Below are 17764 nucleotides of genomic sequence, written 5' to 3' on the forward strand. Positions count from 1 at the left end.
TGTTATTGCAGGCTTTGGATACAGTTTCAGCCGGTTGAACTCACGGATTCAGGTTATATTTAAACCTTAGAACTTCCATCTGTTTCCTTTATGATCGAATAACGCCAAAAAGAATGATCAAAACAATTATTAGCATTAAATTATTAAACTTTATTAATGCTACATTTCAAATCACCCATTGTCGAGCGCCAAATACAGAAAGACTACATAAAATGCGTAAATTCATGACCATCAACCGCTGACCTGGCAGGCCGTGGCTATGCTTAGTGATGTTGATCCATGCTCCTGACAGATTCGGCGGTATAGCGAAATGCCTGGATAGAATCAGACCAGTATTCTGGTGCCAGCCCTGCTTTTTGCTTCAGGTGGCGAAGAAAATCCTGCGGCAACGGCAGGCTCTCCCATACTGACGGCAAAAAGGTGGCGCGGCGTTCGCCCTGAACAAGCACCAGACCATCAATACCAGGACGCAACTGCGACAGCAAATCATCCTCAGACCGGAAATGCATTGGCGCGGGCACACCCAGTACCGACACATGATACTCGAGCTGTTCCAGCTCATGCTCCGCAACCGGGGGAAAGCGAAAATCGCGGAAAGCCGCAGCAAAGGCATTTGCCGCACAGTCCTGGGCCAGGGGTCGCACGGCCTCCAGAGAGCCAATGCAGCCTCGCAACCGGCCAGCAATTTCCAGCGTAACGAAACAGGCGCCGGGTTTTGCCAACGGTCCAGCATAGTCCTCCGGTTCAACCGGCAACGGCTGACCGCTGACAAGGCCGTGACGAACCGAGGCTGAGGCCACCTGCAACAGAATCTGGCGTTCCTGCTCGTTCAGCATGTCAGGCCGAGGTTTCGGTGATGGCATAGGCTCCATAGCCCACGACCCGGTCTCTGGATCCGGCCGTGTCACCGGAATTACGCAGGTCCAGGGTGGTTACTTTCAGGCCTTTCTTCCCGGCCAGATACAACAATCCGTTAACCGGGTTTCGCCCGCAGGCGTCGTCGTATCCGATATGGCGGTAGTCCAGTGTTTCGATGTGACGACTGGTGATACCGTCCAGCTTCCGGGCCTCCGGGTAGCTATGGTAATGGCTGAGATCGGAGCTGATCACGATCAGGGTTTCGTCGCCACCCCAGAGTGCTTGCAGCACCTCGGCCACCTGCTCAGGAGACGCCTCACCGACCACGAGTGGCACCAGTGTGAAACGGTCCAGAACTGACTGCAGGAACGGCAGGTGCACCTCCAGGCTGTGTTCATACTCGTGGGGTGAATCCAGATAACTGACCTGGGGCAAGGACTGCAGGCTGGCCAGTGTGCCCTGCTCCACCTCGATATTGCCCAGCGGTGTCTCGAAAAAGTCCGACGTCGGCGCAGCAATACCTGTCAGCGGTACCCGGTGGGAAGGCCCCAGCAGTATCACCCGGTGAATACGGTGACGAAGTGGTACAAGCTGCGCGTAGGCGCAGGCCGCAACCGGACCGGAAAACGGGTACCCGGCATGGGGAACAATAATGGCTTTAGGCGCCGGACCTGATATCGGTACCTGTTTCAGGAAGCCGTCGACCATGGCTCTGAGCCGGGCAGGATCGTCCGGATAGAACATACCCGCAACAGCGGCTTTTCGTATGTTGGCAGACATGTCTGATCACCTGCTTGACAGAGCGGGGCGAGCTCGCCCTGGCTACTGAAGAAATTGACACACCCTCTTAACGAAACTATAGGTTATCTGGGGCAATACGGAAGCAAAATTGCGAGGGATCTCACCGTGGGCGATATACCGGTTCTTCAGGGCCGCGAGGTCGGGTTCTGGCATTGGCTTGATGACGGCCGCATCCAGTGCGACCTTTGTCCCAGGTTTTGCAAACTGCACCAGGGCCAGCGAGGACTTTGCTTCGTTCGTGGCCGCCTCAACGACACGATGGTGCTCACCACTTACGGGCGTTCCAGTGGTTACTGCATCGACCCGATCGAAAAGAAACCCCTGAACCATTTTCTGCCCGGCACCCCGACCCTTTCCTTTGGCACCGCAGGCTGCAACCTGGCCTGCAAATTCTGCCAGAACTGGGACATGACCAAGTCCCGGGAAACCGATGAACTGGCAGACCAGGCCAGTCCCGAAGACATTGCCCGTGCGGCCCGGAGTCTGGACTGCAAAAGCGTCGCTTTTACCTACAATGATCCGGTGATTTTCCACGAATACGCCATTAATGTGGCCAAAGCGTGCCACGCGGTGGGCGTGCGCTCGGTTGCGGTGACTGCCGGTTACGTCACCGAAGAACCCCGACGGGAGTTCTACCAGTACATGGATGCCGCCAACGTTGATCTCAAAGCCTTCACTGAACGCTTCTACCACAAGATCACCGGCGGACATCTGCAACCGGTTCTCGACACCCTCGAGTACATAAAACACGAAACGGATGTATGGCTGGAACTGACCACCCTGCTGATCCCGGGTGAAAACGATTCGGACCAGGAACTCAATGAAATGACCCGATGGGTGGCACAGAAGCTGGGGCCCGATGTCCCCATGCACTTCACCGCATTCCATCCGGACTGGAAAATGATGGATACCCCACCCACCCCGCCAACGACAGTGACCCGGGCCCGCAAGATTGCCATGGAAAACGGCATTCGCTACGCCTATACCGGCAATGTGCACGACCAGTCAGGCGGCAGCACCTATTGCCACAACTGCAGCGAACTGCTGATTGGTCGTGACTGGTACGTATTGGGCGCCTGGAACCTGACCGATGACGGCCACTGCAAGTTTTGCGACACTGCCTGTGCCGGCGTATTTGAAGGCCTGCCGGGCCATTGGGGCGCACGGAGACAGCTGGTGCGGCTCAGTGAGCACCGGGTGTGAGCTGTCCGTTTCACGAGGTTACGAGATAGAAGGCCAACCACCCTGAAACAAGGGTTAATGGACAGCTGAATGAATGACGGTGATACCGATCAGAATACCTCTCTGGAAAAGCAAGCCCGGGAGGTCTGGGATGAACAGGAGTCTCGCGCCAGGCTCGAAGATCGCGAATCCCGCGAACAGACACTAACGTCGAGCGAAAAGGCACTGACTCCGAAAGAACGTGATACCGTAGCCGAACATGGCAAGCTTTCGTCACTGACCCTTTACTCCATCATCCTGCGCGAGGGTGAGGAGGAGTTGCAACGCCCGGTAATCTCGCTGTGGTGGTCCGGTGTGGCAGCAGGGATCGGGATTTCCACATCGGTCCTAGTAGAGGGCATTATCCGCGCCAATCTGGGATCCGATCACCCCTACCTGACGCTGATTGAGAGCCTGGGCTACTCGTTCGGGTTTGTCCTGGTGATCCTGTGCAGGCTTCAACTGTTTACCGAGAACACCATCACGGTCGTGCTGCCGATTCTGGCCCAGCCAACTCGCAACCGGTTCTATTGCACCGCACGCCTTTGGGGAATTGTATTAGTTGCGAATTTGTGTGGCACGTTCATCACCGCCGCCATCGGCGTCCACGGCGGCATCTTTCCCGTCGACACTCTGGCGGCGATCCTGGAAATATCGCACCACCTGGCAACGCTGACCCCGGCAGAGACATTTTTGCGCGGTATTCCATCAGGCTTTTTCATAGCGGCTATAGTGTGGATGCTGCCTTCGGCGAAGAGATCCGAAGTGCTGGTTATCGTCATGTTTACCTGGTTGATTGCGGCGGGAAACTTCACCCATGTGATTGCCGGGTCAAACGAAATATTCACGCTGGTGCTAACCGGAGAAATGAATATTCTCACCGCTCTGATCTACCATATTTCCCCGGTTCTCATCGGCAACATTCTCGGTGGTACAGGCCTGTTCGCGATGTTGACCTATGGCCAGGTTCATGAAGAAATGTAGTTCGGCAACCGATGAGTTCAGCGTAAAAAACGGCGTTCAGTGAAAGCCAGCCAGATCCAGGGAACTTGCAGAAGCTCCCATGCCAGACCACTAAGGACGAGACGCCATGGCAGGAAGCAGCCTGTTACTCCTGATCGACGACATAGCCACCATTCTCGATGATGTATCAGTGATGACCAAGGTCGCGGCCAAAAAGACGGCGGGCGTATTGGGGGATGACCTTGCCCTCAATGCTCAGCAGGTCAGTGGCGTCAAGCCGGCCCGGGAGCTACCCGTCGTCTGGGCGGTTGCCAAGGGATCATTCCTCAATAAGGCTATACTGGTGCCTGGTGCATTGGCCATCAGCTTTTTTTTGCCCTGGTTGGTTATACCCCTGTTGATGCTTGGTGGTGCCTTCCTGTGCTACGAAGGATTTGAAAAACTCGCCCATAGATATCTGCACAGCAAGGATGCCAAAGCCCACAAGGACAAACTGAGAAATGCGCTGACAGACCCCAAGGTCGATATGAAAGTGCTTGAGAAAGAAAGAATTCGGGGCGCGATTCGCACCGACTTCATTCTGTCAGCGGAGATTATCGCGATCACCCTGGGGACGGTAAGCAGCGAGTCGATAGGTATGCAGTTTCTGGTGCTTGCGGTGGTTGCCCTGTTCATCACCATCGGAGTTTACGGACTGGTCGCCGGTATCGTGAAACTGGACGATGGCGGTCTCTATCTTAGCCAGCGCGACAGTCCGCTCCTGCAATCACTGGGGCGCGGTATTCTATGGCTCGCCCCCTATATGATGAAAACACTCTCGATACTCGGGACAATCGCCATGTTTCTGGTGGGGGGTGGCATCCTGGTCCACGGTATTCCTCCGGTGTATCAGACAATCCACGATTTTTCTGTTGCTGCCGGCGGAATCCTTCAGGTATTACTTCCAATTCTGGCAAATGGCGTTGTGGGACTCATTGCTGGCGCCCTTCTGGTTGCAGTGATCACACCCCTGCTGGAGCGCTGGAAAAAAACAACATCAGCATGATCCGCTGGTGAACTGATTTCGGCAGAAAGTTGGCCTTTATCCTTGCCCTAATGAAGTTGATTATTGCGCCGGTCTTTAATGAAGAACCCCTTAGCTAGCTAATAGGGCCGTTATTAATAGTAGATAAAGGCATATTCACGTCAAAGATCCGTCCCCGAACGTCCTTTATTCCCATCTCCTGCAAGCGAGCTGAATGCATTTTCAGGTAAGCATTGGCGGTTTTCTCGTCTTCAAACAGATAAATGCCGCCCGCTAGCTGTTCTTTCTGATTTTCAGTCCAGATTTTCCAGATAAAACCCGGCTCGTTGTTGATGGACTCCGCCAGGCCCGCCAGCGCTTCTGCCATTTCCTCGCCAAACGGACCTTCGAAATCGAAATCGACCTGTAATAGTTTCTTCACGGTTGTTCTCCTGTTATCCGGTTACTGGGCACAGCGAAAATCCCCTTCAGCTCAAAAGCCCAAAAACAGCATGTCCAGCGCTGCGGAAATCCTGTCTTGCTGCTCAGCAAGACTACCAGCGCCAAAACGCAATTCGCCTTGGGGCACAGCAGCCAGGTACTGAGTAGCCATTACTACCTCTTGGTCCCCAATGTTAAAAACAGGATTCAGCCCTTGGGCAGGAGACGGTGCCGAAGATTTGGGCAACAGTGGCACGACAACCCGGGTGTTCAATCCACTGAGAAGGTCTGATTGAACTTCCAGCAGATAACCTGCCCCATCGTTGTTTTCATAGATATCGAAACGGGCCATCAGAAATGACGATGCCGTGCCAGAGGCAAACCGTTAGCTTCAACGTATGCATTCGAGCTTTCGAGGGCACTGGCATTATCCTGCAACCACTTCTTCTGCTTGTAAAGCTTCACGGCCTCTGCGATTCCTGCCTCTGCTGATCGTGAAACGTTGATTCCCAGAAGCTTTGCCTCTTTGAGAAGCTCACTATCCAGTGACAGGTTCGTTGGTTTTCGTATGGATTTGGTCGCTTCAGAAGCGTGCATGATTAGTCCCCACAAAGAACAATGCAACCATTTTATGCGCATAACTAATGCACATCAATGCTATGCCTCCCGCAAGTGATTCGAATGAGGACCACTGCAACCGAGCAGTTGCGCTCTCAGGTCGTAAGTCACACTGTGAATCTTTCGCCGGTTGCGGAATACGTCCTGCAAAAATTCATTGCACGGTGAGCCGACTTACAGACCTTTCCCGCAGCCACGGTACCGTCTCTTTCCGGGAAATTTGAAGAGTTCGATATTGCGGCTCCAAAGGTGTCCATAGGTTAAACACTTGCCTGCGCATTGCCATGCGCATAAACTCAAGCCGTGCATGAAACATTCCCCAGGAGGCCCCGATGGCCGAACTCTACAATACAGCCGCCCCCAAAAAAGCAGCGAACCTCTCAATCAATAGCGACCTGCTTAGTAAAAGCCGGGAACTGAATATCAACTTGTCTGCCACCCTGGAACGGGCGCTAAAAGAAGAGCTTTCCAAACTCGAAGCCTCTCAATGGGTCGACAAAAATCGCACAGCCATAAAACGTTATAACGATTTCATCGAACAACATGGATGCTTCGGCGAGGAATTCAGGGAGTTCTGATGGCCCAGTTCGATGTGTACCCCAACCCGGGTAAAGCCAGCCAAGCGCACTACCCTTACCTTGTCGATGTTCAGGGCGACCTGGCAACCCGTATCGTTATCCCGTTGGGTAAGCGTTCCGCCTTCGGTGACGAGTCCATGCAAGGACTGACGCCGGAAATCACCTTTGGGGATCAGGAGCTGCTGCTGATAACCCCGCAAATATCATCAGTACCTGAGAAGTATCTCAAGACCCCAATTGGCTCCCTCTCGCATTTCAGGGACCAGATCGTTGGGGCTTTGGATCTTGCTATCACCGGTATTTAACGCCTGTAAGTCGAGAATATTTGGTCAGTCCTTGTAAAGAACGATGCACCCTTTGTCTGCGTATATTCAATGCGCATTAGTCCTGTGCTCCCCTCAAACCACTACCCGATGCTCAGAGGGTAAGCCTCTCCATAAAATCGTGAACCGGCATGGCCTCCAGCGTTGCAGCATCACTGCAAAGCTCCAGAACTTCCTGGGACTTGCGCGGCACAAACTGGGTGCGCAGGTTGGCCGCAAACTTCTCCACCAGCAGAGGCATACCCTCCTCTCTGCGGCGTCGGTGGCCGATCGGGTACTCCACCGCCACCTTGTCGGTACTGCTGCCATCGGTGAAGAACACCTGGACCGCATTGGCGATGGAGCGCTTGTCGTCTTCCAGGTATTCCCGAGTGTACCGTTCGTCCTCGATGACGTGCATTTTATCGCGGAGCCGATCGATTTCCGGGTGGGCGTTGTGGAAGCTGTCTTCGTAGTGGTCTGCGGTAAGATTGCCAAAGATCAGCGGTACCGCGGTCATGTATTGCAGGCAGTGGTCCCGGTCCGCCGGATTGGCCAGTTCGCCCTGCTTGGAGATGATGCGGATAGCGGATTCGTGGGTGGTCAGCTCAATACGGTCGATGTCATCCAGGCGATCCCTGACTTGTGGATGCAGCGTGACGGCCGCTTCGGCGGCGGTCTGCGCGTGGAACTCCGCCGGGAAGGAGATCTTGAACAGAACGTTTTCCATCACGTAGCTGCCAAACGCCTGGGGCAGCGAGAAGCGACGCTGATCGTCGGGCTTCAGCGCCTGGTCCCGGTTGGTTTTGCTGAACAGCACATCGTAGAAGCCCCACTGGGGTGCCCTCAGAACCCCGGGTATGCCCATCTCGCCACGCATGGCCATATCCGCAAGCCGGACACCCCGGGCACTGGCATCCCCCGCCGCCCAGGATTTACGGGAGCCGGCATTGGGCGCATGACGGTAAGTGCGCAGGGACTGGCCATCGACCCAGGCGTGGGAAAGCGCTGAGAGCATCTGCTCACGGTCTGCGCCCATCAGTTTGGCACTGACGGCGGTGGAGGCCACCTTTACCAGCACCACATGGTCCAGCCCTACCCGGTTGAAGGAATTTTCCAGTGCCAGCACACCCTGAATTTCATGGGCCATGATCATCGCTTCCAGCACGGCTTTCATAGCCAACGGTGCCTGGCCGTTGGCAACCCGCTTCTGCGAGAGATGATCAGCAACCGCCAGAATGGCCCCGAGATTGTCCGAGGGGTGCCCCCATTCCGCCGCCAGCCAGGTGTCGTTGTAATCCAGCCAGCGCACGATGCAGCCGATATCCCAGGCGGCTTTGACCGGGTCCATCCGGTAGGACGTGCCTGGCACCCTGGCCCCGTGGGGCACCACCGTGCCTTCCACCATCGGGCCCAGGTGCTTGGTGCACTCCGGGAAACGCAACGCCAGAAGGCCGCAACCGATGGTATCCATCAGGCAGTAGCGCGCGGTTTGCCAGGCTTGCGGACTCTCTATGCGGTAGTTGAGGACGTAATCAGCGATCTGTTGCAGGACGTCGTCATAGTCGGGGCGCTGATTCTGGTCGGTATTGGCGCTCATGATGCTCCCCTTTTGTCATCGGATTGATTTCCGTCAGCTTAGTTGATTCCAACGGTACCTGCAGATTTCAGCGCTATCCGTCCAATGAGGCCAAGCCTTGATGATCTCTGATTTCTTGCTAAAGATTGACAGTGGGCTACCTTTTCAAGGAGTGCAACATGTTCTGCGTGTGTTGCATCTTGCAACCCTTAGGAATAATGGTGCAAATACAGGAACCCGGTTGTCAAAGGCTATGGCTGGGTAACGTCCCAGATCCAACGCTGACCCATTGCAGGCCCTGGAAGCAGATCGCAGACACTTTAAGTAAACCAACCCACAGAGCAGTCAGGAGAAAACAATGATAATCAAACGTGCCCTTAGTGCTTGTGTTGCTGCTGGAATTACTGTTGCCGGATTGGCCGGCACCGGCTACGCCAGTGCCGAAGAGCTTCGGTTTGCGACCGGTTCCGCCCATAATTCTCTCGGCTCTCGGGCCCTGGAGCGCTTTTCAGAGGCAGTAGCAGAACACTCGGATAGTGATCTCAGAGTCAGGGGTTATGTGCAATCCTTGCTCAGTTTCATGGAGACTCCTGCCGGGTTGAGAGATGGCATCGCCGATCTCGGTCATGTTCTGACGCCCTATTTCCCGTCAGATTTCCCCAACACCATTCTGCTGACCGAGCTGACTATGGCCCTGGGCCAGGCTGACGTGGGTGATCGTGACGTCATGTTCGCCTATAACGGAGCGGTCGCAGATTTCGTCATCAATGACTGTCCGGAATGTCTGCAAGAACATCTCGACCGGAATCAGATCTATCTGGGTATGGCCAGCACATCACCCTATGGCCTTGCCTGTAATGGCGCTGTCACGTCTCTGGATGATATCGCCGGCAAACGGATCCGTGTTGCCGGCGCCCAGTGGTCCCGTTGGGTTGAGTCTATGGGTGGTTCTCCGGTATCCCTGCCCATCAACGAAACCTATGAAGGTTTGAGTCAGGGCGTGGTTGACTGCACAGCCAGCAACCTTTCAGACCTTCTCAGCTTTAAATTTATTGAGGTGATCAGTGACCTCACCATGGGCGTTCCTGCCGGTACCTTTGGCGGTGTTGGTACAAACATGAATGCTGACCGCTGGCGCTCGCTGTCTGAAAATGACCGCAAAACAGTACTTTATGCAACGGCTATGGCATCCGCGAGAATTCTCACACTCTACTATGACGACCACCTGGAGGTTCTCAAGCGCTTTGACGAAGAAGAGAACCTTAATCTGCATTCGCCGAAGGACGACATAGTCAACGCGACGGTAGAGTTCATTGAGCAGGACATTGACACGGTCGCCGCACATTACAACGACCGTTACGGAATCGCCAACGGCAAAGAGCGTCTGGAAGCATTCAGAAGCCGTCTGGATGAATGGTTGCAGAAGGTGGAAGGCATTGATTCCGAAGAAGAGCTGGCCAACCTCTACTGGGACGAAGTGTTCTCAAAAGTCGACGTGACAAGTTACGGCTTCTAGGTTGTAAAGGGGGTCTGATCCTGTTTTCTCGCTTCAGAAGGTCGGCCCCGATTTGTCAGTAACCCAAGGCACCTATGCGCCAGCGTAGGTGCCTCCGACATTAGCCATTGGTCAAATTCTTGCCAGCAAAGCGCACCTTACCTTGTGGGTATACACAGTAGCCTGCTGAGCGAACTGGCAACCCGCATCGTCACCCCACTGGGAAAACGCTCAGCCTGTGGTAACGAAACTTCAGCCGCCACCCGAATGCTTCAGATTTGCCTGGTCGCCGGATTGTTGTCTACGCTGACCTAATAGAGCAAAGGACCCGGCATAAGGGCGTTGCCGGACTGACAACGGTCAGAAAATGGATTTGGCGGAGGTGATATGACTTCACTCTCGAGCACAAAGTTTGCGATCTTCGGGGCCACGTTGATTGCGATCAGCTTTGGGCTTGCGCGCTTTGCCTTCGGTCTGTTCGTGCCACCGATTCGCGCCGAGCTCGACTTGACGCCAGACCTGATTGGCATCATCGGTGCTCTTCCTCTCATCAGTTTCTTGCTGGCGTCGCTGGTCGCACCGCTTGCGGCCGACCGTCTCGGCGCCCGTAACACGGCGGTGCTGGCCGGGGGTTTTGGCGCTGTCGGCCTGGCGTTGATCAGCCAGGCGGTTGGTCCTCTGTCGCTCGGCGCCGGCGTGTTCGCGTGTGGCATCTGCACAGCTCTGATGATGCCTGCGCTCACGGCGGCCATGCAGGTGCTGGTGAAACGTTCGATGCACGGTCGCGTAAGCGCGGTCATGAACGCAGGCACCAGTATCGGCGTGGCCGTTGCGGTACCGGCCGTGCTGTTTCTGGCCGGTGCCTGGCGCCTGGCCTATGGATCGTTTGCGGTTCTGGCGGTCATCGGTGTGATCGCCGCGTGGTACGTCATCCCGTCGGTGTCGCGGGTTATGCCGGCAAATGCCGCGCCAGCGCCTCCGATCAGCGCCCTGCAGTGGTCGCGTCTGTTCCGGCTGTCGCTGTTTGCCTTCGTGATGGGCTTCATCTCTTCCGCGTACTGGATATTCGGGCCCGACCTGGCGGTGACGCTTGGCGCTTTGCCGTCCAGCGCAACCGGTTGGCTGTGGCTTGCGGTGGGCATCGCCGGACTGGGCGGTGCCGCCGTGGCCGACCTTGCCGATCGCAACAATGCCCCCATCACCCAGGCACTGATGTTGATGATGCTGGCCGCAAGCCTGGCGTTGCTCGCAGCCAGCCCCGGCCAGATCGCGATTGCGATCTTTTCCGCGCTGGTGTTCGGTTTGGCCTACATGAGCTTGACGGGGCTCTATCTGATGACCGGCATCCGCCTGTTACCGGGCCGGGTGTCTATGGGGCCGGTGTTGCCATTCATGGCCGTCTCGCTGGGACAGGCGGCCGGCTCGCCCATCCTCGGCATGCTGGTGAACGAATTCGGCTACGCCGACGCCTTTGCCATGTTTGCCGCCCTCGGTATTCTGGTGGCGATCCTGTCGCCGTTTTACCCGCGCTATCTCGCGGAAGAGGCCGAACAGGCGGATGAAGACGAGACAGGCCTGCAGGCGGCGTATGACTCCCAACTCCAGTACCCGGAAGAGACCCCAACGGAGCAGTCACCGCCAATGCAAACGTCCGGCGCTCCCGCAAGAACACCCTATGGCGCGTAGACGGGCGAGTTGGCGCAAGGCAATGAAGCTCTGCAGTCTAATGCGTGATGGGCTGGCGGGCTTGAGGCTCTTTCCGGCATTCCATTGTTATGGGCCTTGAATCCCCTTCCCGACTGCAAGCCCGATTTCTGGTGTTTCCCTTCCAATTTGGCAATGCCTGTCTCATTCTTGGGGGAGGCCGCCCATAAAACGGAATCCACCATGCAGAAAAGGTTCAACAATAGCTTCACCAGTGCCCGATCTGCTGCAGAAGCGGCATTCGGCAAGCGCCGGCAAGAGCTCTCAAAGCGCTATAAGTTGGTGTCCTCGGATATCAAGGAGCGACTGGACGATCCCGAGTCCGTGACGGCATGGTGTTCCTGGTGTGGCAACCATTGTGTCCATAATCGGGTCGTTGAGCGAAAGGTCGGGCGGTCGACCTATTCCTGCAGCCACTGTTTATTCTCCACGGTCGCTTGCCGCTATTGCGACAATATGGCCAAAGCGGCCAGCCTGGATGTGAAAAACCGTCATCTGAAGGTGGGCCCCTCTGGGGGCCGGGTGTCATCATTCTTCAAAGACAACTGGACGAATGAGCTGTGCTCGGAACACGACGGGACAACGCCCGACTTCTCAAAGGCCAATATGAAGATTGCCGACCTGTCCGAGTTCGCGGATCTGATGAAGCCCAGACAGAAGAATTATTATGGTATGGCGAAAAGCACTGCCGTCATCGCGGGCGGGGCCGCCATCGGAACCGGGGCAATCTTTGCAGCACCGGGCCTCGCAGCGGCCATGGGCTCTGCCGGGTTGCTGGGTGCGGCAGGGACTGGCAAAGCCATTTCCTCGGTATCAGGAGCCGCAATAGCAAGCGCAGCTGTGGCCAAGCTGGGGGTTGGTGGGCTGGCCATTATGTCAGCTGCCGGCGCAGGCCTTGGGGGGAAAACCGGTTATGGCATTGCCAACTCGTACCTGAAGGATATCCCTGATTTTAACTTCGTACAGGTACAGCAGGCCGCATCCGATAGCCGCCATAGTGTGATTGTTGTGAACGGTCTTCTCTCTGAGGAGGACGGAAAAAAGATCGGCAAGGAAGAGTGGCTCAACGTTACCAATGATTGGCGGTCCGGCGTTCAGGATGTGCATGACAGCGAGGATATCTGGCTGCTGAACTGGGAAGCCAAAAGCCTCGTGAAATTCGGCAGATGGATCGGCTCCGCTGGCAACGGTCTGGCCGCCAAGGGCGTTTCCAGCGTACTCGCCCTAGGGTCCAAACAAATCGCGAAGAGAGCCCATATTGCTGGCTGGGCGTTAACCGCATCGGAATACCTCTGCAACCCTTGGCACTCCGCCATGATCAACGCCGAAAAGACCGGGGTAATGCTGGCGGAAGCGATCAGTCGCACCGAAGGGCAAACCTTCACCTTGATGGGACACTCTCTGGGAGCCCGGGTAATCTTCTTTGCACTGATGGCCCTGTCCACCAAAAAGGAGCGCCTCATCAAAGACGTGGTTCTGATGGGCGGTGCTGTAGGGCGGAACAACGTTGAATCCTGGTGCGCTGCCGAATCCGCGCTAACCGGGACGCTGTACAACTGCCACTCTGCCAACGACGGGGTTCTGAAGTTTCTCTATCAGAGCGCGAATCTCGGGCTGTCCAGGCCTGCTGGTCTGGGGCGTGCGGTCGCTCCCGCTTTCAATATCGACTGCACGGACTTCATCAGCGGGCATCTCGCCTGGAAAAAGAACTTGCCGAAAGTCCTGAATCGGATAGTTTCGCTTCAGTGAGCGAACCGAGTTGGCGCAAGACTATCAAGCCCTGTAGTCTAATGCCTGATGCGCTGGCGGGTTTGAGGCTCTGTCCGGCATTCCAATCTTATGGGGTTAATCACACCAGTTATGAATGTGGATAAAGCCAAAAAACGTATCGCAAAGCAGGTCAACAAAGGCTTCCATGGCTACCCCCTGATTACGCTGGAGTACTTTGGCAAGACGCCGGAGACTGCAACGGACCTCGTTATTTCATTTACGCTGGATGAAAACGCAGAACCACAGAAGCAAAGGTTTGTGAGTGAAAGCGACGTTCGAGAGGACGAGATGATCCAGTCGACTCTGGTGAGAATTATTGAACGAGCGGAGGCCAAAACCGTCGCTCAAGTTGAGGGGGTTTCTATTCTCGCACAGTCATCTTGAGATCGGTGGTTGGTAGCGAAGACACTACTTGAGATAGAAATTTTTCCCGCTCTCGGGCGTTTTGAAGCGCTTGTAGCTCCACAAAAACTGTTCGGGTCTTTGCCGGACGATCTGCTCAATTTCATCATTCAGGATTCTGATACCGGCCTCGTCGTCAACAGCTCCAAGGCGGGACGGATATACCTCAAGGGTGAAACCCGCATCGCCTCGCCAGCACACCATGTAACAGACCAATGCATTGGTCTTCCTCGCCAGCCTCGGGATCAGCGTGCTTGTCAGCGCCGGGACGCCGAAGAAATCAGCGTACTCTCCACCCGATGAAATTGGCTCCTGGTCTGGAAAAACCAATACAGCCCTTCCCTCTTTCAACCTGCGCAGCAGAACATGCACACCTTTCAGGGTCGTTGGCGCATAGTACCAACCGGGCTGCTGGCGTCGCCGGATGATGAAATCATTCAGTTCCTGAATCTTGATCGGGCGATAAAGAATGGTGCCGCTGCAGAACTTCGCCCCCACATGAGCCGCCAGCTCCCAGTTGCCCATATGCAATGCGGCGATGATCAGCGGCCTGAACCGCCCCGTGTTTTGAGGAGGCTCCATGATCTGAGAGAATGGAGCCATGAACAAGTCAAACAAGTTTTCCCCTGAGGTTAAAGAGCGTGCGGTACGGCTAGTGCAAGAGCATCGTGGCGAGTATTCGTCTCTGTGGGCCGCTGTGGAGTCAATCGCCCCCAAGATTGGCTGTGTGCCGCAGACATTGCTGGAATGGGTCAAGCGTGCCGAGATCGATGTCGGTGAACGACCCGGTACAACGACCGCGGAAGCGCAACGCATGAAGGAGCTGGGGCGCGAGAACAAAGAATTGCGGCGCGCCAATGACATCCTTCGCACGGCCAGCGCTTTTTTCGCCCAGGCGGAGCTCGACCGCAAGCTGAAGTCATAAACACCTACAGTGATCAGCATCGGGATACCTACGGGGTCGAGCCGATCTGCAAAGTATTTCAGGTTGCCCCGTCGGCCTACCGGCGCCATGCAGCCCGGCAGCGCAATCCGGAACTACGCAGTGACCGGGCCAAGCGCGACGAGGTTTTGATGCCGCATATCAAGCGTGTCTGGAATGACAATCTCAAGGTCTATGGCGCCGATAAAGTCTGGAAGCAGATGAACCGGGAAGCCACTCCTGTGGCCCGCTGTACCGTGGAGCGGCTCATGAGCCTTCTGGGGCTTCAGGGCGCCCGCCGCGGCAAGACGGTGCGCACCACCGTCCCAGACCGATTGGTGCCGTGTCCGCTGGATCGGGTCAACCGTCAGTTTGTTGCGGATCGTCCAGACCAGCTTTGGGTATCGGACTTCACCTACGTTTCCACCTGGCAGGGTTGGTTGTATGTGGCCTTCGTTGTCGATGTCTTCGCACGCCGCATTGTGGGTTGGCGCGTCAGTCGCACGATGAACACGGATTTCGTACTCGATGCTCTGGAGCAGGCACTCTACGCCCGTCAGCCCGACAAATCAGAGGACTTGATTCATCACTCCGACAGGGGCTCACAGTATGTGTCGATCCGCTACACGGAACGCCTGGCCGAAGCTGGCATCGATCCATCGGTAGGCAGCAAGGGCGACAGTTACGACAATGCCCTCGCTGAGACCATCAATGGCTTATACAAAGCAGAATTGATCCACCGCCGTGGCCCCTGGAAATCCATGGAATCCGTTGAGCTGGCAACGCTGGAATGGGTATCCTGGTTCAACCACCAACGGCTGATGGAGCCACTGGGGTATATCCCGCCGGCAGAAGCTGAGGCAAACTACTATCGACAACTTAACAGTCAGGCTGCTATGGCAGCGTGACTTAAACCAACGGGCCTCCGCGATACCCGGGGCGGTTCACTACGATCACACATCCTAGGGACGCGGATCACCCAGGCGCCAAGGGCTTGCCCCTCATTCTAGGGGGTAACACCGGTTAGCGAAGAACCAGACCAATTAACTTTTGCAGGAGAAAAAAGTGTCAGATACCAACATTGAACTTACGTCGACCATTAGTGAAGACAACAAACTCGAACTGGCCCTGCGCGAGATCGAGATCCCGCAGCCGGGAGAAAACCAGGTGGTCATCCGCATCGAAGCCGCCCCTATCAACCCCTCTGACCTGGGAGTGATGTTCAGCGCAGCGGATATGACGACTGCCAGGCAATCCGGAAGCGCCGATCGCCCGGTCATCAATGCAGATGTCCCGGCCAAGTTCATGGGTGCCGTTAAAAAGCGGGTTGGCAAGGCTATACCCGTGGGCAACGAAGGCGCCGGCACCGTCGTCGCTGCGGGCTCATCGGCCGCTGCGCAAAGCCTGATGGGCAAAACCGTTGCGTTCATTGGTGGTGGCAGCTACAAAAATTATGTCTGTGCCAATGTTCAGAGCTGTCTGGAACTGGAGCCGGGTACGACTGCAGTTGAAGGCGCTTCAAGCTTTGTTAATCCGCTGACGGCATTGGCCATGGTAGAAACCATGCGAGCTGAAGGTCACAAGGCTATCGTTCACGCTGCCGCCGCCTCTAACCTCGGACAAATGCTCAACCGCATCTGCATGGCCGACGGCATCGACCTGGTCAATATCGTCCGCAAGCCGGAACAGGAAGCATTGCTGCGCGACATGGGCGCCAAATACGTGGTCAACTCCAGTAGCGACAGCTTCATGGCAGACCTGACCCAGGCATTGATCGACACCGGCGCGACCATCGCCTTCGACCCTATCGGTGGCGGTCGCCTGGCCAGCGATATCCTCACCTGCATGGAAGCCGCCGTCTCTCGCAACATCACGGAATACAGTGTGTATGGATCTGACATCTACAAACAGGTCTATATCTATGGCGGCCTTGATCGTGGCCCCATCACACTGAACCGAAACTTCGGTTTTGCCTGGGGCGTGAACGGCTTTCTGTTGTTCAATGCGTTAGGAAAACTGGGGAAGGAAACCAACATTGCCATGCGCAAACGCGTAGCCGCTGAAATCAAAACCACGTTCGCCAGTCACTACACCCACGAAGTATCCCTGGCCGGTGCGTTACAACTGGATGCAATCTCGGCTTACGCCAAAATGGCTACCGGAGAGAAGTTTCTGATCAAACCACAGAGCTAACCTGAAGCGTGTGACCTCAGGCCATCCTGATGATGGCCTGAGGTCTGCTTTTGAGTCGCTCTGGAAATGGAGGGATTATCCCTCTACCTGAATCTATGGTGCTGACTCCCTGTCAATCGCCTGCTGTACCTGCCGGAAAAAGGCCAGGCGCTCTTCCCCTTGTTTACCGCCCTGCCGATCCGAGGCCTGCGGCCAGTTGCCATTGGACGCGATGACCAACTTCCGCTCGGGGTCGATGAAAATACTCTGACCAAAGATACCCCGCGCCATAAACGCTTCGCCATCCAGCGTCCACCACTGGTAGCCGTAGCCATAATCCGGTTGATCGGTATCCGCCTGCTTGCTGGTACTCTCTGCAATCCAGCCGTCAGGCAACACCGGCTCGCCATCGACCAGTCCGCCGCCCAGAATGAACAGACCAAAACGGGCGAAGTCGCGGGTGGAGGCCTGCATGCAACAACCACTGATTTCATGCCCCGTAGACCCCAGCAACCAGCTGGCATCCTGTTCCATGCCAAAACGCTTCCAGATCTTCTCGGACAGATAGTCCGACAGGGGCTTGCCGGTGGCAGAGCTGACCAGCACGCCAATCAGATTGGTCTCGCCGGTTTTATAAACCCATTTCGTACCCGGCGTCGCTTCCGCTTCCAGCTGGCGCATATAACTGACGGTGACATCAACGCCCGGTTCGGCCTCGTGAACGTTGAACAGCGCGACATCGGATTGGGGGTCCGCATAGTCCTCATTCCATTTCACGCCCGAGGTCATGGTCAGCAATTGCCGGATGGTGACATTGTCATAGGCCGAACCCCGCAGGTCCGGAATATAGTCCGACACTTTGTCTTCGATACTGCGGATAGACCCGTCTTTCAGGGCGGCACCGACCAGTGTCGAGGTAAAGGACTTGGCCACAG

The 17764-nt window shown here is 55.9% G+C and carries 19 protein-coding genes and 1 other annotated feature; of the genes, 11 read left to right on the plus strand and 8 right to left on the minus strand.

Going from position 1 to position 17764, the window contains the following annotated elements; translation table 11 throughout:
- Window positions 1-263 precede the first annotated feature (263 nt).
- Window positions 264-863, minus strand: a complete 600-nt coding sequence (gene amrA / locus AAC035_RS07355; protein ID WP_339801937.1) for an AmmeMemoRadiSam system protein A — start codon at window positions 861-863, stop codon at window positions 264-266.
- Complete coding sequence (gene amrB, locus AAC035_RS07360; protein WP_339801939.1) at window positions 838-1638, minus strand: AmmeMemoRadiSam system protein B; 801 nt, start codon at window positions 1636-1638, stop codon at window positions 838-840. Before amrB ends, amrA begins: the two co-directional genes overlap by 26 nt.
- A gap of 126 nt (window positions 1639-1764) precedes the next feature.
- On the opposite strand from amrB, the gene amrS reads away from it, so the two are divergent.
- The 3 genes from amrS to AAC035_RS07375 all read left to right on the plus strand — a co-directional run bounded on the left by amrS (window position 1765) and on the right by AAC035_RS07375 (window position 4888).
- The gene (gene amrS / locus AAC035_RS07365; protein ID WP_339801940.1) at window positions 1765-2862 is read left to right on the plus strand and encodes an AmmeMemoRadiSam system radical SAM enzyme; all 1098 of its coding nucleotides are present in this window, start codon (window positions 1765-1767) and stop codon (window positions 2860-2862) included.
- A 69-nt stretch (window positions 2863-2931) separates the two neighbouring features.
- A complete protein-coding gene (locus tag AAC035_RS07370; protein WP_339801942.1) occupies window positions 2932-3864 on the plus strand; it encodes a formate/nitrite transporter family protein in 933 nt (310 codons plus the stop codon).
- Window positions 3865-3970: 106 nt separating this feature from the next.
- Window positions 3971-4888, plus strand: coding sequence for a DUF808 domain-containing protein (locus AAC035_RS07375; protein WP_339801945.1), 918 nt, complete (start codon window positions 3971-3973; stop codon window positions 4886-4888).
- Window positions 4889-4982: 94 nt separating this feature from the next.
- On the opposite strand, the gene AAC035_RS07380 is transcribed toward AAC035_RS07375, so the two are convergent.
- The 3 genes from AAC035_RS07380 to AAC035_RS07390 are packed head-to-tail and all read right to left on the minus strand — an operon-like array spanning window position 4983 to window position 5884.
- Window positions 4983-5288, minus strand: a complete 306-nt coding sequence (locus tag AAC035_RS07380) for a monooxygenase (RefSeq protein WP_339801948.1) — start codon at window positions 5286-5288, stop codon at window positions 4983-4985.
- Between the two features lie 51 nt (window positions 5289-5339).
- Entirely contained in the window at window positions 5340-5639 is a 300-nt protein-coding gene (locus AAC035_RS07385; protein ID WP_339801950.1) for a CcdB family protein, read from the minus strand.
- Window positions 5639-5884, minus strand: a complete 246-nt coding sequence (locus tag AAC035_RS07390) for a type II toxin-antitoxin system CcdA family antitoxin (RefSeq protein WP_339801952.1) — start codon at window positions 5882-5884, stop codon at window positions 5639-5641. Before AAC035_RS07390 ends, AAC035_RS07385 begins: the two co-directional genes overlap by 1 nt.
- A gap of 353 nt (window positions 5885-6237) precedes the next feature.
- Here AAC035_RS07390 and AAC035_RS07395 point away from each other — a divergent pair, with 353 nt between their 5' ends.
- Together AAC035_RS07395 and AAC035_RS07400 are read left to right on the plus strand one after the other, a co-directional pair.
- Window positions 6238-6483, plus strand: coding sequence for a type II toxin-antitoxin system CcdA family antitoxin (locus tag AAC035_RS07395; protein WP_339801954.1), 246 nt, complete (start codon window positions 6238-6240; stop codon window positions 6481-6483).
- Window positions 6483-6788: a CcdB family protein gene (locus AAC035_RS07400; RefSeq protein ID WP_339801956.1), complete on the plus strand. Its 306-nt coding sequence runs from the start codon at window positions 6483-6485 to the stop codon at window positions 6786-6788. The genes AAC035_RS07395 and AAC035_RS07400 overlap by 1 nt, the downstream gene beginning before the upstream one ends.
- 112 nt (window positions 6789-6900) lie before the next feature.
- Here AAC035_RS07400 and prpD read toward each other — a convergent pair whose 3' ends face one another.
- Window positions 6901-8385: a 2-methylcitrate dehydratase gene (prpD, locus tag AAC035_RS07405; RefSeq protein ID WP_339801958.1), complete on the minus strand. Its 1485-nt coding sequence runs from the start codon at window positions 8383-8385 to the stop codon at window positions 6901-6903.
- 337 nt (window positions 8386-8722) lie between these two features.
- Here prpD and AAC035_RS07410 point away from each other — a divergent pair, with 337 nt between their 5' ends.
- The 4 genes from AAC035_RS07410 (at window position 8723) to AAC035_RS07425 (ending at window position 13717) form a co-directional block, all read left to right on the plus strand.
- Complete coding sequence (locus tag AAC035_RS07410) at window positions 8723-9880, plus strand: C4-dicarboxylate TRAP transporter substrate-binding protein (protein ID WP_339801960.1); 1158 nt, start codon at window positions 8723-8725, stop codon at window positions 9878-9880.
- Window positions 9881-10246: 366 nt separating this feature from the next.
- On the plus strand, window positions 10247-11545 hold the full coding sequence (locus tag AAC035_RS07415) for an MFS transporter (RefSeq protein ID WP_339801962.1): 1299 nt from the start codon (window positions 10247-10249) through the stop codon (window positions 11543-11545).
- Window positions 11546-11746: 201 nt separating this feature from the next.
- Entirely contained in the window at window positions 11747-13312 is a 1566-nt protein-coding gene (locus AAC035_RS07420; RefSeq protein ID WP_339801963.1) for a DUF726 domain-containing protein, read from the plus strand.
- 111 nt (window positions 13313-13423) lie between these two features.
- On the plus strand, window positions 13424-13717 hold the full coding sequence (locus AAC035_RS07425) for a hypothetical protein (protein WP_339801976.1): 294 nt from the start codon (window positions 13424-13426) through the stop codon (window positions 13715-13717).
- A gap of 24 nt (window positions 13718-13741) precedes the next feature.
- Here the strand turns inward: AAC035_RS07425 and AAC035_RS07430 are convergent, their stop codons facing one another.
- Window positions 13742-14353 (minus strand): hypothetical protein, encoded by a 612-nt coding sequence (locus AAC035_RS07430; protein WP_339801966.1) that lies wholly within the window; start codon window positions 14351-14353, stop codon window positions 13742-13744.
- On the opposite strand from AAC035_RS07430, the gene AAC035_RS07435 reads away from it, so the two are divergent.
- Window positions 14337-15565 (plus strand): IS3 family transposase gene (locus AAC035_RS07435; protein WP_339801969.1). Its coding sequence is split into 2 segments (ribosomal slippage): window positions 14337-14625 and window positions 14625-15565, totalling 1230 coding nucleotides; the frame shifts between segments, so codons are not numbered across the junction. The genes AAC035_RS07430 and AAC035_RS07435 overlap by 17 nt on opposite strands.
- Window positions 14615-14731, plus strand: a sequence feature (AL1L pseudoknot). It overlaps the preceding gene by 117 nt.
- A 157-nt stretch (window positions 15566-15722) precedes the next feature.
- Window positions 15723-16850 (plus strand): zinc-binding dehydrogenase, encoded by a 1128-nt coding sequence (locus tag AAC035_RS07440; protein WP_339801972.1) that lies wholly within the window; start codon window positions 15723-15725, stop codon window positions 16848-16850.
- A gap of 93 nt (window positions 16851-16943) precedes the next feature.
- On the opposite strand, the gene AAC035_RS07445 is transcribed toward AAC035_RS07440, so the two are convergent.
- Window positions 16944-17764, minus strand: an 821-nt coding sequence (locus tag AAC035_RS07445; RefSeq protein ID WP_339801974.1) for a serine hydrolase, incomplete at its 5' end; no start/stop codon positions are given.

Source organism: uncultured Marinobacter sp. (assembly GCF_963974375.1).
Classification (GTDB): domain Bacteria; phylum Pseudomonadota; class Gammaproteobacteria; order Pseudomonadales; family Oleiphilaceae; genus Marinobacter.

Coding starts and splice junctions, on each gene's coding strand:
- amrA (WP_339801937.1), bottom strand. CDS start 863: ATGCCATCACCGAAACCTCGGCCTGACATGCTGAACGAGCAGGAACGC.
- amrB (WP_339801939.1), bottom strand. CDS start 1,638: ATGTCTGCCAACATACGAAAAGCCGCTGTTGCGGGTATGTTCTATCCG.
- AAC035_RS07425 (WP_339801976.1), top strand. CDS start 13,424: ATGAATGTGGATAAAGCCAAAAAACGTATCGCAAAGCAGGTCAACAAA.
- AAC035_RS07420 (WP_339801963.1), top strand. CDS start 11,747: ATGCAGAAAAGGTTCAACAATAGCTTCACCAGTGCCCGATCTGCTGCA.
- AAC035_RS07370 (WP_339801942.1), top strand. CDS start 2,932: ATGAATGACGGTGATACCGATCAGAATACCTCTCTGGAAAAGCAAGCC.
- AAC035_RS07415 (WP_339801962.1), top strand. CDS start 10,247: ATGACTTCACTCTCGAGCACAAAGTTTGCGATCTTCGGGGCCACGTTG.
- AAC035_RS07400 (WP_339801956.1), top strand. CDS start 6,483: ATGGCCCAGTTCGATGTGTACCCCAACCCGGGTAAAGCCAGCCAAGCG.
- AAC035_RS07385 (WP_339801950.1), bottom strand. CDS start 5,639: ATGGCCCGTTTCGATATCTATGAAAACAACGATGGGGCAGGTTATCTG.
- AAC035_RS07390 (WP_339801952.1), bottom strand. CDS start 5,884: ATGCACGCTTCTGAAGCGACCAAATCCATACGAAAACCAACGAACCTG.
- prpD (WP_339801958.1), bottom strand. CDS start 8,385: ATGAGCGCCAATACCGACCAGAATCAGCGCCCCGACTATGACGACGTC.
- AAC035_RS07375 (WP_339801945.1), top strand. CDS start 3,971: ATGGCAGGAAGCAGCCTGTTACTCCTGATCGACGACATAGCCACCATT.
- AAC035_RS07395 (WP_339801954.1), top strand. CDS start 6,238: ATGGCCGAACTCTACAATACAGCCGCCCCCAAAAAAGCAGCGAACCTC.
- AAC035_RS07410 (WP_339801960.1), top strand. CDS start 8,723: ATGATAATCAAACGTGCCCTTAGTGCTTGTGTTGCTGCTGGAATTACT.